Genomic DNA, 16,210 nt, shown 5'->3' on the forward strand with positions numbered 1-16,210 from the left:
CTTCCGATCTCAACGTCCCGAGCTGGATGACTTGGGCTCGGCCGTGGTGGGGGAGTATTTGGCCCACCGGAACTGGTAAAAATTTTCCATGACAGCGCATTCGGATTTCGGGTGGCGGCCTCTGAACCGCCGAACTCTGCTGGGCGGCGCCGGTGCTGGTGCGCTGGCCGTGCTGGCCACCAGTTGCGGTTTGGTCACCGGGGGCCGCGGTAGCGACCAAGCGCGTGAGCTCGCTCAGGCTCTGACGGACCGGGACGTCTCCGGCATCACCTTTGCGGGAACCTCTGGTGCCGATGCCCAGGATCAGTTCGACCGGATCGTGGCCAACATCCCTGGGGCCACGTGGGATGTTGAGGTCAGTTCCTTGGGGGAGATTTCCGACGACGGCGTTCGGCCTGCCACTCTCTCCTGGACCTGGGACGTCCCGGGGTTGGATCAACCCTGGAGCTACGACACCACGGTGGAGATCCGCTCTGACGATGACCAGAACTGGGCCCCGGCGTGGTCCCCCACTGTGATTGAACCGTCCCTTGCGGAGAATGAAGGCCTGCGGCTGAGTAGCACACCGGCTGAGCGTGGCAACATCCTGGGTGCCGGGGACCAGGTGATTGTCTCCGAACGCCCGGTCCATCAGGTGGGGTTGGACCTGAGCCAGGTTTCACCTGCGGACCGTGAATCCGCGGCCAAACGGTTGGCCCAGCTGGTGGACGTGGATCCAGATTCCTACGCGGCCACTGTCTCATCCGCTGCAGGCGATGCCTTTGTCCCGGCGATCTCCCTGCGCCAGGACGCCTACCGCGATCTTGATTCCGCCGCTGCGGCCGGGATTCCCGGATACCGGGCAGATCAGACCACCATGGCACTGGCACCCTCCCGCACGTTTGCCGCCAGCACCTTGGGGCGGGTGGATGAGGTCACCGCAGAAGACATCCAGAACTCTGACGGCGATCTGATCGCAGGGGATCAGATCGGCCGCGGTGGCCTCCAGGAACACTTCAACTCCTGGCTGGGCGGAACCAAAGGGGTGGTGGTCTCCGTCTGTGAACTGGACGAGGACGGAGCTCCTGTCACCGGAACTTCGCGGGCCATGACGGACAGTGATCCCGTGGCCGGGCAGGACCTGCACATCACCCTGGACAAACGACTCCAGGAAGCGGCTGAGTCCACGTTGGCGGATGTGGAATCGCCGTCGGCCATCGTGGCCATCCGCCCTTCTGACGGGCACATCCTTGCGCTGGCGGACGGTGCCGGATCCCAGATGTACCCCACAGCGGCCCAGGGCCAGTATCCGCCTGGCTCCACGTTCAAGGTGGTGACCTCCCTGGCCATGGTGCGGTTGGGGGACACCATGGAGTCCACGGTCAACTGTTCGCAGGACATCACCGTGGACGGCACGCAGTTCGGCAATGCGCCGGGTTACTCCTCCGCGTTCATCGGGGAGATTCCCATCAAGGACGCCCTGGCGCATTCCTGCAACACGGCCTTCATCTCCCAGTACGACCGCGTGACCCACACGGATCTTCTGGAGGCTGCAGAGTCCTTGGGACTCGGGCAGACCTATGAGCTGGGGATCAATGCCTTCAGCGGTTCCATGCCGCAGGAGGCATCGAGTGTTGCCCACGCCGCTTCCCTGTTCGGTCAGGGCCGCACCCTGGTCTCCCCGTTGGCCTTGGCGGCCATGACGGCATCGGCCGATGCCGGGCAGATGGTGGTGCCGCAACTGGTCACGGACCGTGAGGCGTTCAATGGTGCTTCCGAGTCCCCGTCTGAAACCGCATCGCCGACCCCGTCTGCTCCCCCTCTCACATCTGATGAGGCTGAACAGTTGCGCCGCGGCATGCGCGAGGTGGTCACCACCGGCTACCTGCAAGACTTGAAGGCACTGAGCCCGGACACCGCCATGGGCAAGACCGGCACCGCCGAGTTCGGCACGGATGACCCGCCCAAGACCCACGCCTGGATCATCGCCGCCCACCAGGACCTGGCGATCTCCGTGTTCGTGGAGGACGGTGAAGGCGGTGCCGTCACCGGGGGGCCCTTGGCCCTGAAGTTCTTGGAGGCCGCCCAGGGGTCCTGACCCTGTTCCCTACCGCCGAGACCTCCGTTATGTCCCATCTTCAGCAGGATTCTGGGCCTTAACGGAGGTCTGGACGGGGATCAGTGCTGGGCTGCCGGTGCCAGGGCCTCCGCGAACGGGTAGTCCGTGTAACCGCGGGCGCCCGGGGTGTAGAACGTTGCCGGGTTGGGCTGGTTCTCCTCCGCCCCGTTGCGCCAGCGCTCCACCAGGTCAGGGTTGGCAATGATGGGGCGTCCCACCACGACGGCGTCGGCAATCCCGGCTTCCACCATGTGCTCGGCCTCATCACGTGTGGTGTTGGAGCCGAACCCACTGTTGAGCATGAAGACCCCGTTGAAACGCTCACGCAGGTGCGCCACGAACTCTCCGTCCACATCCGCGTGCAGCACGGACAGGTAGGCCAGACCCAAGTTCTTGATCTGATCGAGCAGGGCATCGTAAGTGGCCAGGACGTCGTCGTGATCGGTCTCCGGCACACCCTGAATGTTGTGTTCCGGAGAGATCCGCAAGGCTGTGCGGCCGGGACCGATTTCAGCGGCGACTGCCTGGATGACCTCGGCCACGAACTTGGCGCGGGCATCCGGGGAGCCGCCGTATTCGTCGTCGCGCTGATTGGTCACGGGGCTCAAGAATTCGTGGAGGAGGTAACCGTTGGCGCCGTGCAGCTCCACCCCGTCCATGCCGGCGTCGACGGCGCGGCGGGCACCGGCCACGAATTCGTTCTTGACGCGCTCCAGGTCATCCGCGGTCAGGGCGCGCGCGGTGATGATTTCCTGCTTGCCGTCGTAGGTACGGATCTCACCACGGTCCGGTGCGGTCTCACCGGGGGCCTCCGGCTGCGCGCCACGGGTCAGGCCGGGGTGGGTGACGTGACCGGCGTGCATGATCTGCATGACCACCGTGCCGCCCTGCTCGTGCACGGCCTCGGCCACGCGGGCCCACCCTGCCTGCTGCTCATCCGTGACAATGCCCGGCTGACCCACGAATGCACGGTTGGTGAAGGCCGGGAAGGTGCCCTCCGTGATGATCAGCCCGGCACCGGCGCGCTGTGTGTAGTACTCCACGTGAAGATCGGTGGGCACACCGTCCTCCTCCGCGCGGGAACGAGTGAGCGGGGCCATGACCACGCGGTTGCGCAGCTGCAGGTCACCTGCGGTCAGGGAATCGAACAAGGTGGGCACGGGTACCTCCATGCGGTGTAGTTGTCTCTCGAGGGGTGCAACCTCCGTGCCACACGGACGTATTCCGGCCTGTGACCAAGGCCCCAGAGACACGGCAACGGCCCTGCACAAGTGTGCAGGGCCGTTGCCGTGGTCCCTCAGCGGCGACCTTGACTGCTCAGATCATGCATGAATACCCAAGGGTCTCAAAGCGCCACTTCGCATGATCTGGGTGAGGTCACTGGCCCTTGCGGGCTGCCAAGCGGTTGTCCACCACCAGCAGGATGACCACGGCGATCAGACCGGCCAGACCTGCCATGAGCAGGATGCCCCAGTCATCCGCGGGTGCGTTCAGGTTGCGGTCGTCGTCCTGCCAGGGCCACAGGGAACGCAGTGCGCCAATCATCAGACCTGCCAGGGCGATCATGGTGCCGCGGTGGTGGTGCTCCAGCAGCTTCTGCAGAGCCTTGACGATCACGATCATGCCCAGAATCGCACCCAGGAAGAACAGGCCCAGGTAGCCGAAGTCCAGGTTGTCCACGGCCCGCAGTGTGGGCTGGTAGAGCCCGATGGTCAGCAAGATGAACGATCCGGAGAGGCCCGGCAGCAGCAGCGCGGACACCGCCACGGAGGCGGCCAGGATGATGATCCACGGCTGAGGTTCAAGCGTTGTGGACGGGATGGAGACCAGGAAGAAGGCCACCAGGGCAGCTCCGATTCCCAACAGCCAGTCAGCCCAGGTCCACCCCTTGCCTGCCAGGGACAACGGAACCCACACGGACCCAACCACCATGCCGAAGAAGATGGCACGCATCAGCTCGGGGTGGTTTTCCACCAGGTGCTCCATGGGACCGGCAATGAGCAGCAGCGCCGCCACCATGCCGATCATCACCGGAATCACCACGCGCCACTCCACATTGGCGGCATGCTTCTTGAAGCCTTCAATACGGTTGGGGCCCAACAGCAAAGCACGGAAGGCAGAGATCAGTTCGCTGGCGGATCCGATCAGTTGGTCATAGATGCCAACCACCAAGGCCACGGTTCCACCGCTGACACCCGGGACGGTCTCCACCGTGCCGATCAGGGCGCCACGCACCAGGTTTCCGGGGAGGCTGGTCCTTCGGGTTGGTGCGAGTCCACCTTCTTCGGCGGCAAGACTGGGGGCAGGGTGAGACAAGGCGCGTCCTTTCGGTGGGTTTCCACCAGGCTAACGGGACATGACCCCCTATTAGGGAGCTTTGAGGCAGACCCCACACATCCCCACTTGAGCGTCACACTTCACGACGACGGTCGCCCCCTGACCCACAGCGGCGGTGAGCCTCGCACGAGGGGCGGACGCCACGCAGGGGGTGTTCACCGCGCGCTGCGGTGAACACCCCCTGCGAACACGGTCAACAACTCAGGGAATCACCCGGTGATAGGTGGGCGTCCCCCAAACGTTGCGCTCCACCACACCTGTCCGGCTGTTGGCCGCTTCAATGACCTTCCCGTTCCCGGCATAGATCCCGACGTGATTGGGCCAGTGCATGAGATCGCCAACCTGGCGCTGGGAGGCCGGCACCTCTCGGTATTTGGCCGCCTGGTCACCCGAGTAGCGCGGCAGCATGATCCCGGCTTGTTGATAAGACCTCAGGGTCAGGCCCGAGCAGTCGAAGGAGTTGGGTCCCGCAGCTCCAAAGACGTAGGGCTTGCCCACCTGAGCTCGGGCGTAGTTGATCACCCGCTGGACCTTCTGGGCGCGGCTGTCAACGGGCGGCTTGGTCCCGTAGATCAGGGCGTTCCAGGTTTTGGGGCCCACAACCCCGTCCACCTCCAACCCCTTGGACTTTTGGAACGCACGGACTGCGCTGTCCGTGGCGGTACCGAACTGGCCATCCACAACCAGGCCGTAGTTGAACTTGTTCAGCCAGCACTGAGCTTCCTTGACGGAGCTTCCGCTCGATCCCTTCTGAATGGTCGCGTGCGTTGACTCCACAACGCAGTTGGGAGCACTGGGATACGGGTCGGCTGCCTGAGCCGGTGCGGATGCAGTGAAAAATCCAGTGACACAGATGGCCACACAGGTGGAGAGGGTTGCCAGTTTGCGTGTTGCAGGTGCAGTTTTCACAGCGACTTCTACCTTTCACGAGGTGTGATGCACACAGCAGCTGGTGAGGACCAGTTACCCAGCAGGTGTCCGTCGACCGAAATCGATCGTGTGCCTCAAAAAGTAGGATTCGGCCCAGGCAGTCTCAATCGATGCGCGTGAGAGGTCGCCGAACGCCCATTGCACGCTGTCCATTTGTCCAGCAGCACCTGGTCCCACTGGCGTGATGGGTCACCTCAACCTTGGAACCGCCATTCAATACGGTGCTTGCGCACCGCCCCAGCGCGCAGAACAGGGTCGCCCAGCTCAGGACGGTTGGGGGTGTCCGGGTGGAACTGGGGTTCCAACGCCACGCCGTCACCTTGCCGGTACCGAGTACCGGAGGTGCCGACCGTGCGGCCGTCAAAGAAGTTGCTCGTGTAGACCTGCACCGCCGGAAGGTCGGAATGAACTTCCACGGATCGACCGCTCACGGGGTCCGTCAGGGTTGCCGCGTGACGGAGGCCGTGGCCGGTGACGTGCAGCGAGTGATCCACTCCGTTGTGCAGCTGGGCATGGTCCGCCCGCATCACATTCCCCAGGCGAACCGGGTGACGGAAGTCCAAGGGCGTGTCCGCCACGGATCGCAGCGCCCCGTCAGGAATGCCGTCGTCGTCAACGGGAAGGAACTGGCCAGCTGCCACGGTCAGGCGATGATCATCCACACCCCCACTGCCTTCACCCGCCAGATTCCAATAGATGTGGCTTGTGGGGCCGAAGACCGTGGCCCGGTCAGCCGTGGCCTCCATCTCCAGAACGACGACGGCGCCCTCCACCGTGTACGTGGCAAGGACCGTCATCTCCCCGGGGAATCCTTGGTCCAGGTGAGGACTGGTGAGTTCAAACGTGATGCTGTGCGAGCTGGATCGGGTCACTGACCACACGCGATGGCTGAAGCCCTCTGGCCCGCCGTGATGGCACGCGCTGCCGTTGTTGACCCCTAGGGTGTGCGTTTGACCGTCGAGTGTGAAGGTGGCGTTAGCGATCCGGTTGGCGTACCGGCCGACCACAACACCCATGTAGTCATCTGCGTACCGTACATACCCTTCGGCATCCGAGTGCCCCAGAACCACGTTGGTTGGTCCACCGTCAGCAGGGACCCACAGGGACTGGACGGCTGCGCCGAGCTCCAGCAGTGTGACGTGGATGCCGTCAGCATCACCAATGGTGAACGCCGTGACGGGACTGCCATCCGGCAGGTTTCCGAAGTGTCGAAAGCTGGTGGCCATGCTTCAGTGTCTCAGCAGCCGGCGCCGTTGGGGTTCTGGATGCAGTCATCGGCGTAGTTACGCACCTTCGCCCGCCACACACTCAACTCCACCGGCGTGCTCGTCACCGTGGAAGTCCCATCCACCGTCAACCACGGCCCACCAGCCACGGAGTACTCACCCTCGAACGTGGTGGACAACGTGACCTGAACATCCCCGGTATCGGTGTACCGGTGGCTGGTGTCCGTGGGGGTGTCCCACTGATCCTCATCCAACGGATAACCCGTCAACTGGGTGGGCCCCAGGGTGGCGCCATCCCCGTAATCCCACGTGTACTCCGTCGGATACACCCGCACGGTGACCGGGTAACCGGCCAGGGTGGTGGTGAACTCCTGGGCGGTGGCTTCTGCGTAGACGTTGGTGTTGTAGTTGACCAGCGTGTGGGGTGCTGGTTCCACCACCGAGAGGGCTGCGGCGATATCCAGGCGTTGCAGGTCATCGACGGTGAACACCGGGATCGGCATGGACCCTGAGTCCGGGACCTCACCAGCCGGTAAACACAACGGACGGGAGACCCGTTGGGTGTTGTTGCCTTGGTCAATCTCCACGTAGTAGTTCTGCCCCGTGCCACCATCGGCCATGGTGCAGGATTCCTGTTCCTGACAGGCCGCTTGGTCCGAAGCCTCGGCGCAGGTGTCCACCACGGAGTACTGGCCTGATCCTGCTTCTGGTAAAGCGCTGAGCACACCGGATGCTTTCTCTTCTTGGGATTGGACTGTGGTGGCGTACTGCACCAACGAGGATTCGTAATCCTTCAAGCTCAACGGTTGCCCACCACCCCCGGATTCAGCCGAGGCCACCGCTCCTTCAGCGATCTGGATTTCCATGGACCCACCCGATGACCCAAAAGCCCCGCCACCCCCACCCCTGGCATCCGAGCCACGCACCATCACGGACTCACCATCCGCCCGCGCACTGGTTTTTGGTGCCGTCACTCGCTCAGACGCACCCTGCCCCGTAGGGCGATAATCAAAAGCGGAAGCTGGAGTGGGCCCGGCAAGCACGATGATCAAGAAACAGCTGAGCACCAGAGCCGAGATCCGCCTCATCGCTGCTCCAGAGGTGCTGCGGTTATGTATGTCCAGTGGCCGTCGCGATAATCAAGGTGAATCAGAAGGCCCTCGTCACTGAACTCGTCTCCGGAAGCCTCGTCAACGACATTGCCATCCGGGTCCCAGAACGTCAGGGTTTCAGCCTCAACGCTAGCTTTCGGGGCGTAAAACCCATACGAATCCGCAGGCAATGTGTCACTCAGTACTGTGACTTTCTCGTAACCCCGCGAGCCCCACCCTCCCTGTTCGTAGAGGTCATCGATGGTGTCGTAGAGGTTTAGGCAGGAGTAACACTCCTCCGCAGTGACCTCCCTGGCCAGCGAGGTGTCACCCGTCTGTTGGGCATAAGCCCGCGCATCGGAGAGGTAGTCCAAGAACGCCTGGGCACCCTCCACCGACTCCTCATCAGCCACAGCAGGCTTGCTCGGCTTGGGCACGTTCTGCGCCGGGCCCTCAGCAGAAGCCTCCACATACCCATCCGCACTACCAGATGCAGAAGCCGACTCCGTGGGTGAAGCAGAACCGGGGGACGCATCGCCGTCGTCGTTGGTAGAAGTGTCACCACACCCGGTGAGCACACCACCGGCCAACAACACAGCAGAAATGCTCAACACACCAAAACCACGCACCACAGCACAGCCTCCACATCAGGGACCCACACCCCTGAGCGGACCCGGGGTGACCCCACTCACCAGGGTGACCGTGCCTAGACCCTAAGCAAACGCCCCAGCATCAGGAAACCCGAGCCACTGAATTGTGGATAACCACCGTCACGCACTGTCATCCCAGACCAAAACATGAACCAGTGGACAGGACAAGGCTCAGCGCGGTCCGCGGAACATGCGGCGCATCATCACAGAGGTCCCTCGGTTGGATTTTTTCTTGCCCCGAAGCTTGGCACTGCTGTTCACGGTGGCGCTCATCAACAGCATGGCCACATACATGCACCCAGCCAAGATGGCCAAGGACAGCAGCAGAATGCCCAACAATCCCCACGTACCCATCAACAACCACCAGTCCTGTTCTTTGTGGTCACGGTCCTGGTGCTCAGGGTACCGGGCACTCTGACAGGGAGTTCTGAGCAGTTTGGGACGCCATCAACACCTGATGCCGTCCCAAACTGCGCAGAACTCGCTCCTGTCACCGCGAGCGCAACAGGTCGTAGACGGAAGAGTCATCCCGCCGCCCCATGCCCTCTCGGCGTCCGCGCACGTAGATCTGCTCCGCTGCGGAGGCCAAGGGGACCGGTTGCTGTGCCGCACGGGCTGCATCGGTCACCAGCCCCATGTCCTTCACAAAGATGTCCATGGCGGAGCGCACCTCAGCTGATTCACCCTCCAGCATGCGGGGGCCGCGGTCACCGAACATGAACGACGCCGCAGCGCCTCCCTGCAGTACCTCCAAGCACTGCTGCGGGTCCAGCCCCATGGAATCCGCGAGCGCCAACGCCTCCCCTGCCACGGCAATGTGCACACCGCACAGCAGCTGGTTGACCACCTTGAATCGCTGTCCGTCGCCCACCAGTGAACCCACCACGGGCGCTTGGGCGGCCATGAGGTCGAGCAGCGGCTGGACTTTGGCGATGTCAGAGTCAGCACCACCCACCATGACCAGCAGGTCACCGGTGCCGGCACGTGCCACGCCACCGGAGACTGGCGCATCCACCACACCAACGCCCTGCAGGGCCAGTCGCGTACCTGCCCCTTCCACTGCTTGCGGCCCCACCGTGGCCATCACCAGGACCACGGCACCCTCCGGCAGCACTTCAGCAATACCCGTTTCCGGGGTGAAGAGCACCGAATCGAGCTGGGCGCCGGTGGCCACCATGACCACCACAACATCGGTTCCCGCCACGGCTTCCCGGGCGGTCGGGAACAGAGAGAGTCCCTCACCCACCCGGTCTGCGGCGTCGGGGGCCAGGTCAAAGGTCTGCACTTCCACTCCACCCTTGCCAAGGACGGTGGCCATGGGAGCTCCCATGGCCCCCAGGCCGATCCACGAAATCTTGGTCATCACACAGTCCTCTTGTTGTTTCACTTCTTGGAGTTGGTCAGTTGGGTGGCTTGAGCCAATACGTCCACCACGTCCGCCACGGCGGATTCCGTTCCCACGTTGCCTGGGAACACCACGAACGGGCAGCCCTGGGCTTGCGCGTCCGCTTCGATCGGCATGAACTGGGAGGTCTGCCCGGGAAAGAACTGCCCGCCCACACGGGCTCGCCGGATTCCCAAGCCCTTGTGCGCCACCTCGTGAGACGTGATGCCGCCCTTGGCGATCACCCATGCCGGTTTGGCCTGCATGACCCCGCGCACCACGTCCACCACGGCATCGGAAACGGACCGAGCAATGGCCAGCGACTCCTGCGGATCCTCAGTGCGCACCACATCGCGGCTGGTGTAGACCACGACGTCGGAGCTCACCAATGCTTGTTCCGCTCGCTTGATGGCCTGGTCAAGATAGGCCTGGCGGTCATCCCCGAGCACCGTGGGGACGTGCAGTTCGATCTCGAACAGGCTTCCGCGGTCCTTGACCACGTCCAGTTGGCGGTTGGTCAACCCCACGTGGGAGCCCACCACCAGCAGTCCGTGCGGCATGCGGCCGTCCCCGATGGCGATGTCCCCCGGCTCCAGAACACGAGCCTGTTGGATCCCTGCCAGGGGTCGGACGAGTGATGGTCCACAGCGGCTGATGAAGGTCCGGCCAGCCTCCTCCTGCCGAGCCAGCGCTTGGGCCACCACCTCTTGGTGGGCGTATTCGATGCCGTTGACCACCACCCAAGTACGTTCAGTGGCCTGCTCCAACACCGCAGACACTGCATCCACGCCGGCTGCAATGTCATCCAGCGTGATGGACAGAATCTCCTCCCGGTTCAGCTCCCCGCCGGAGCGTTCCATCAGGAAGTCCTTGAGGTTGGAGTTGGAGTAACCGAACGTGGCGTCCTGGGCAAAGTCCGTGTCCCCCACCCTCAGGTGCTCACCCTGCAGCACAGCCCAGTGAACGTCGTCGGTGGTGTAGCGCCCAGCTTCAAACATGGCCGGGGCGAACAGGAATCCGTTGACCCGAATGCCGCGTTCTTCCAGCACGTCAGCCAGCCCGTTGGGTTCGGCAATCACGTGCCCGCGCAGCGTGGAGTCACTGCGGGACACCAGATGCGGCATCTCCCCAGACGGCAGACCGTCCAGGATCTGGCGCAACAACTCCGTCTGCCGTTGCACTGCCTGGTCCTCATCCAGCGCACGGCTGTTGGTGAGGACAAAACAGGTGGCGCCCTCAGGTGCCAGGGCATCGATCACGGGCTGGGCGGAGAGCTCCAAGACCACGTCAACGTCATGGACGGCCTGGGACCCGGTGGGGTCGTCGTCGAAAACCAGGAACTTGCGGGTCATGGGCCACGCCTTTCAGGTCGATTCGGAAACAGCGGGATCAGGTGCCCGGTGAGGGTCACAGGATGGCTCCCACCAGCAGCCACATGATCCACACGGCAATCAGGCCGGCCACGGAAGCAGCCGTGGAAACCAACGTCCAGGTCTTCAGTGAGGTGGAGACGGGCACGGCAAAGTAGCGGCTCCAGATCCAGAACATGGAGTCGTTCACGTGACTCAATCCCATGGTTCCGGCGCCGATGGCCACCGCCACCAGGGCAATCTGCGCCGGTTCCAGATCCATGGTGGTCAGCAGTGGCGCCACCAGCGGTGCCGTGGTGAGCATGGAGACCGTGGCCGAGCCCTGGGCCGCGCGGATGAACAAGGCGAGCAACCAACCCAGCAGGATGATCGGCAGACCGGTCGAGCCGAGCAAGTCAGCCACGGCGTCAGCCACACCGGTCTCACGGAGGGTGTAACCGAACATGCCACCGGCGCCGGTGATCAGAATGACCGCTGCCACCGGGGGCAGCGCGGAGTTGATGACGTTCTCGACGTCGTCGCGGCTCCACCCGAACCGGAAGCCCAGCACCGCAGCCGCGTACACCACACCGATCAACAGCGCCACATGGGAGGCACCGATCAAGGAGAACAGCGTGGTCAGGGAGTTGTCCTCACCCAGAACGACGACGAACGTGGTTCCGCCCATGATCAGCACCAACGGCAGCACGATGGTGGAGAGCACCAGGGCAACGCTGGGGGTCTTGGTCTTGACGATGTTCATGGCGCCCGTGCCACCAACGGTCTGAAGAGTGTCAGCCTCACTGACGGGCACAAAGTTGCGGGCGGCCATGGGCTTGGAGACAAAGTGGGCCACCAACCACATGGGGACAGCCGCAATCAGGCCAAAGATCATGACCAGGCCGATGTCCGCGTTCAGCAGCTGGGAGCCACCCACAATGCCCGGGTGGGGCGGCACCACGCAGTGCACGGCCAACATGGCCCCGGCGATGGGCAGTGCGTACTTCAGCATGCTGCCCTGCAAGCGGCGAGCCACACCGAACACGATGGGGATCAGCACAATCAGTCCGACGTCCACGAACACCGGGATGCCAAAGATGAAGCCGGTGGCACCCAGCGCAAACGGTGCGCGCTTTTCACCAAAAGTGTTGAGCAGCCAACGGGCCAGGACGTCGGCGCCGCCGGAGACCTCGATGATGCGCCCCAGGATGGCACCCAGGGTCACGATCAGGGCCACGCTGCCCAGGGTGTTTCCCATGCCGGTGATCAGCAGTGGCGCCACTTCCACCAGGGGAATACCCCCGGCCAGGGCCAGCACCAGAGCAACGGACATCAAGGTGATGAATGGGTGGACTTTGCCCTTGATGATCAGGAGCAGGATTGCCGCGATCGATCCCAGACCGAGCAGCAGGAGTGTGGTTGTGGTCATGAGCCTTCTCTTCTGAGCAGAGACACGTGAGGCTGCGGGTGTGGTGATCCCGCACACAGATCAGATATCTGATGTCTTGGTAGTGTGATGGAGTGATTCAGGTCATGTCAATGCTCCAGCGCGTAGTATTTGGAAGCCCCCTCAACAGAAAGGCCCCACGTGCAGAGACGCTCTGAAATTGGCGTGGAGGCCCTTTTGGAGATGGTGACCTCCGGCGCCCTCCAGCCCGGAGAGCCCCTGCCACCCGAGTCAGAGTTGGCGCAGGCCTGGGGCATGTCCCGACTCTCGGTCAGGGAGGCGCTGCAGGAGTTGGCGCGCTCCGGTGTGGTCACGGTGCGGCACGGCAAACGCGGGCTGTTGAACCCCGTGGCCTCTTGGTCACCTCTGGAACCCCGCATTCTGCAGGCCCGCGGCACCATGAGCGGGGATCCCCTGGAGATCCCCCGGCAGATGATTGAAGCCCGCCGGGCCATCGAGGTGGAAACCACCCGCCTGGCAGCCACGCGCCCAGACAGCCCCGACGTCGACGACGTCAAACGCCACCTGAGCACCATGGAACAGACCATTGACTCGGACCAAGCTGCGTTCTCCCAAGCAGACCTGCAGTTCCATGCCGCGTTGGTCCGGGCCGCTGGAAACGTCTACTTGGCCTCGGCCTATGCGCCCCTGGAGGAAGTTCTGCACGCCGTGCGCATCAAGACCTCCAGTCAGGAAGAAATCCGGCGTCGTGCGCTGCAGCACCACACAGCCATCTACAAGGCCGTGGCGGCCGGGGACGTACAAGCCGCCGGGGAGGCCATGCTCTCCCACATGGACCAGACCATGGATGACGTGATCAACAGCTTGGGTGCAGAAGCCTTCCGCTGAGCTTCGGGAGGCACTTCTGCACAGTTTGGGACGCCATCAACACCAGATGTCGTCCCAAACTGCGCAGAACTCGCTCCTGTCACCGCTCGTGCAGCCGCTCCGAGCCGGTAGTGCAGCGAGCCTCACACCCCTAGACTCTCAGCATGGTGACTAATTCAGGTTTCGAAACGAATCACGACTCCGCCGATGACTCCGGTCAGCCCGAGCCCATCGAGTTCACCTTCCCGGATCGTGTGGTGGAAACGGTCATGGAGCCTCCCCGCGGACGAGTCCTGGTCACCGGATCCACCGGTTACATCGGCGGCCGGTTGGTCCCCCGCCTGGTGGCGGCAGGTGCTGAGGTGCGCGTGGCAGTGCGCAATCCCAGCAAGCTGGATCCCGTGCCGTGGCGGGACGCCGTGGACGTGGTGGAAGCCGACCTCAGTGATCTGAGCCAGACCCTGGAGGCCTGCCGGGACATCCACACCCTGTACTTCCTGGTGCATGCCATGGGCAGCTCCGGGTCCTTTGAGGCCCAGGAGGAAGCCATGGCACACGTGGTGGCCCGGGCTGCCGCAGAAGCCGGGGTCAAACGCATCATCTACGTCTCCGGTCTGCACCCCCAGGGTGAGGATCTCTCCACCCACATGCGCTCACGCGTCAAGGTGGGCGATGTTCTTCTGGCTCACCCCGTGCCCGCGGTGGTTCTGCAGGCAGGAACCGTGATTGGTTCGGGCTCGGCGTCATTCGAGATGATCCGCCACCTGGGGGATCGCCTGCCCGTCATGCCGGCTCCGTCCTGGGTGAAGAACAAGATTGAGCCCATCGCCATCCGGGACGTTTTGTATTACCTGCTGCACGCCCTGGACCTCCCCGTGGACACCAACCGCTCGTTCGACATCGGCTCTCGGGACGTGATGACTTACGCCCAGGCCATGCAACGCTACGCGGAGGTTGCGGGGCGTCGTCGTCCCCTGGTTTTTGCCACCCCCATGCCTGCCCCCAGGCTCTCCGGGTTCTGGATCGGCATGGTGACCCCCATTCCCCTGGGGCTTGCCATGCCGCTGGTGCAGTCCTTGCGGCACGACGCCGTGGCCTCCGAACGGGACATTGACCAGTTCATCCCCCTCCCGCCCGGTGGCCTGACGGATTACCGGACTGCCTGCAAGTTGGCCCTGGAGCGGATTGAAGCCGATGATCTGGAGAACAACTGGGCCACCACCTACGACTTGATTTCCATGGAAGCGGCCTCCGACCCGCTCCCCTCGGACCCCGAGTGGGCCGGGCGCAGCGTCTACGTGGACGAGCGGGAGGCCACCGGGGAGGCCAAACCGGAGGACGTCTGGAAGGTCATCGAATCCATTGGCGGTGACAACGGGTGGTACTCGTGGAAACTCGGGTGGCTGGTTCGCGGCTGGATGGACAAGCTGGCCAACGGGCCCGGGCTCAACCGCGGACGCCTGAGCCGCACCCGCCTACGGGTGGGCGACCACGTGGACTGGTGGGTGGTGGAGAAGATCGAACCGGGCCACCTGTTGCGCCTGCGTGCCCAGATGTTGGCCCCTGGCAAGGCGTGGTTGGAGCTGAGAGTTGAGCCGGATGGACAAGGTTCCACCTACCACCAGCGCGCCATCTTCTTCCCGGACGGACTGCCCGGTCACGCTTACTGGTACGGAGTCCTCCCGTTCCACGCCTTCATCTTTCCCACCATGGCCAAGAACATCCTGGCCAAGGCACTGACCGAGCATCCTGATCAGCCTGCCGAGCCGCCACACGGGCTCAGAGCGAAACTGCGGAGCATTCTCCCCTGAACAGTTTTTAATCAGGCCCCTTACGAATAGGCTGGATGGAACGGGCATCCGTCGATTCGGATGCCACGACTTCCAATCTCTCGGTCCACAAGGAGGCTGCCATGAGCACAAACCAGGACGAACACAAGGAAACCACTGACCAGCTGGTCCTCCAGAACCCGGTCACCCGCTACGAATCCCTTGAAGCACCCAAGCAGCACCAGCCCGAACCCGGCCTGGACAAGGACCTGGAGCCCAAGACGGACCGCGGCCAGTACTCCTACCGTGGCACCGGCCGCCTGGAGGGCCGCAAGGCCTTGATCACCGGAGCCGATTCCGGGTTGGGCGCGGCAGTGGCCATTGCCTACGCACGGGAGGGGGCCGACGTCGCCCTGAACTACCTGCCCGCCGAGCAAGAGGATGCGGAATGGGTGCGTGACGCCGTGGCCGACACCGGCCGCAAGGTGGTGCTGCTGCCCGGTGACCTGGCTGAGCGTGAGGCCGCTGTGGAGTTGGTGGACCAGGCCGCTGAAGCGCTGGGTGGCTTGGACATCCTGGTGAACAACGCCGGGCGCCAGATCGCCATTGAGGACGGGCTGGAGGCCCTGACCGATGAGCAGCTGGAGGACGTTTACAACGTCAACGTGTTCAGCTTCTTCCGCGTGACGCGCGCGGCCCTGAAGTACCTGCCGGCAGGGTCCTCGATCATCAACTGCACCTCCATCCAGGCCTACAAGCCCTCCCCCACGTTGCTCGACTACGCCTCCACCAAGGCTGCCATCAACAACTTCAGCAAGGGTCTGGCCGAGCAATTGGCACCCAAGGGAATCCGCGTCAACGCCGTGGCACCGGGTCCGTTCTGGACTCCGCTGCAGGTCAGCGACGGTCAGCCCAAGGAGAAGCTGCCCAAGTTCGGTCAGGACGTGGGGCTCGGCCGCGCCGGGCAGCCTACGGAGATCGCCCCGGCATTCGTGTTCCTGGCCTCGGCAGAGTCCAGCTACGTCGTGGGCGAAACCCTGAACGTCAACGGCGGCATGCCCACCCCGTGACACCATCCCCGTGACCGCTGAGCGTCCGGGT

General features: G+C 63.7%; 14 protein-coding genes. 4 read left to right on the plus strand and 10 right to left on the minus strand.

Annotated elements, in window-relative coordinates; genetic code table 11:
• Window positions 1–88 precede the first annotated feature (88 nt).
• Entirely contained in the window at window positions 89–2,077 is a 1,989-nt protein-coding gene (locus L979_RS05005) for a penicillin-binding transpeptidase domain-containing protein (RefSeq protein ID WP_052209518.1), read from the plus strand.
• An 80-nt stretch (window positions 2,078–2,157) separates the two neighbouring features.
• Here L979_RS05005 and L979_RS05010 read toward each other — a convergent pair whose 3' ends face one another.
• The 10 genes from L979_RS05010 to L979_RS05055 form a co-directional block, all read right to left on the minus strand.
• Window positions 2,158–3,258, minus strand: coding sequence for an alkene reductase (locus L979_RS05010; protein ID WP_047690007.1), 1,101 nt, complete (start codon window positions 3,256–3,258; stop codon window positions 2,158–2,160).
• A gap of 217 nt (window positions 3,259–3,475) precedes the next feature.
• Window positions 3,476–4,414, minus strand: coding sequence for a DUF368 domain-containing protein (locus tag L979_RS05015; RefSeq protein WP_047690010.1), 939 nt, complete (start codon window positions 4,412–4,414; stop codon window positions 3,476–3,478).
• 222 nt (window positions 4,415–4,636) lie between these two features.
• Window positions 4,637–5,344 (minus strand): C40 family peptidase, encoded by a 708-nt coding sequence (locus tag L979_RS05020; RefSeq protein ID WP_197052075.1) that lies wholly within the window; start codon window positions 5,342–5,344, stop codon window positions 4,637–4,639.
• A 215-nt stretch (window positions 5,345–5,559) separates the two neighbouring features.
• Window positions 5,560–6,591: an aldose epimerase family protein gene (locus L979_RS05025; RefSeq protein ID WP_047690013.1), complete on the minus strand. Its 1,032-nt coding sequence runs from the start codon at window positions 6,589–6,591 to the stop codon at window positions 5,560–5,562.
• Between the two features lie 11 nt (window positions 6,592–6,602).
• On the minus strand, window positions 6,603–7,457 hold the full coding sequence (locus L979_RS16680; protein WP_231559403.1) for a hypothetical protein: 855 nt from the start codon (window positions 7,455–7,457) through the stop codon (window positions 6,603–6,605).
• 218 nt (window positions 7,458–7,675) lie between these two features.
• Window positions 7,676–8,314, minus strand: coding sequence for a DUF6318 family protein (locus L979_RS05035; protein ID WP_156125412.1), 639 nt, complete (start codon window positions 8,312–8,314; stop codon window positions 7,676–7,678).
• 189 nt (window positions 8,315–8,503) lie between these two features.
• Entirely contained in the window at window positions 8,504–8,686 is a 183-nt protein-coding gene (locus L979_RS05040) for a hypothetical protein (RefSeq protein WP_047690016.1), read from the minus strand.
• 136 nt (window positions 8,687–8,822) lie between these two features.
• Window positions 8,823–9,695: an NAD(P)-dependent oxidoreductase gene (locus L979_RS05045; RefSeq protein WP_047690018.1), complete on the minus strand. Its 873-nt coding sequence runs from the start codon at window positions 9,693–9,695 to the stop codon at window positions 8,823–8,825.
• 20 nt (window positions 9,696–9,715) lie between these two features.
• The gene (locus tag L979_RS05050) at window positions 9,716–11,068 is read right to left on the minus strand and encodes a four-carbon acid sugar kinase family protein (protein WP_047690021.1); all 1,353 of its coding nucleotides are present in this window, start codon (window positions 11,066–11,068) and stop codon (window positions 9,716–9,718) included.
• A gap of 55 nt (window positions 11,069–11,123) precedes the next feature.
• A complete protein-coding gene (locus L979_RS05055) occupies window positions 11,124–12,494 on the minus strand; it encodes a gluconate:H+ symporter (RefSeq protein ID WP_047690022.1) in 1,371 nt (456 codons plus the stop codon).
• A 159-nt stretch (window positions 12,495–12,653) separates the two neighbouring features.
• Between L979_RS05055 and L979_RS05060 the strand changes: the two genes are divergently transcribed.
• The 3 genes from L979_RS05060 (at window position 12,654) to L979_RS05070 (ending at window position 16,179) form a co-directional block, all read left to right on the plus strand.
• Window positions 12,654–13,361: a FadR/GntR family transcriptional regulator gene (locus tag L979_RS05060; protein ID WP_156125414.1), complete on the plus strand. Its 708-nt coding sequence runs from the start codon at window positions 12,654–12,656 to the stop codon at window positions 13,359–13,361.
• Window positions 13,362–13,609: 248 nt separating this feature from the next.
• Window positions 13,610–15,151, plus strand: a complete 1,542-nt coding sequence (locus L979_RS05065; RefSeq protein ID WP_052209521.1) for an SDR family oxidoreductase — start codon at window positions 13,610–13,612, stop codon at window positions 15,149–15,151.
• Window positions 15,152–15,252: 101 nt separating this feature from the next.
• Entirely contained in the window at window positions 15,253–16,179 is a 927-nt protein-coding gene (locus tag L979_RS05070; protein WP_047690038.1) for an SDR family oxidoreductase, read from the plus strand.
• Window positions 16,180–16,210: the final 31 nt, after the last annotated feature.

The organism is Kocuria sp. ZOR0020, from assembly GCF_000800955.1.
GTDB classification, from domain to species: Bacteria; Actinomycetota; Actinomycetes; order Actinomycetales; family Micrococcaceae; genus Kocuria; species Kocuria subflava.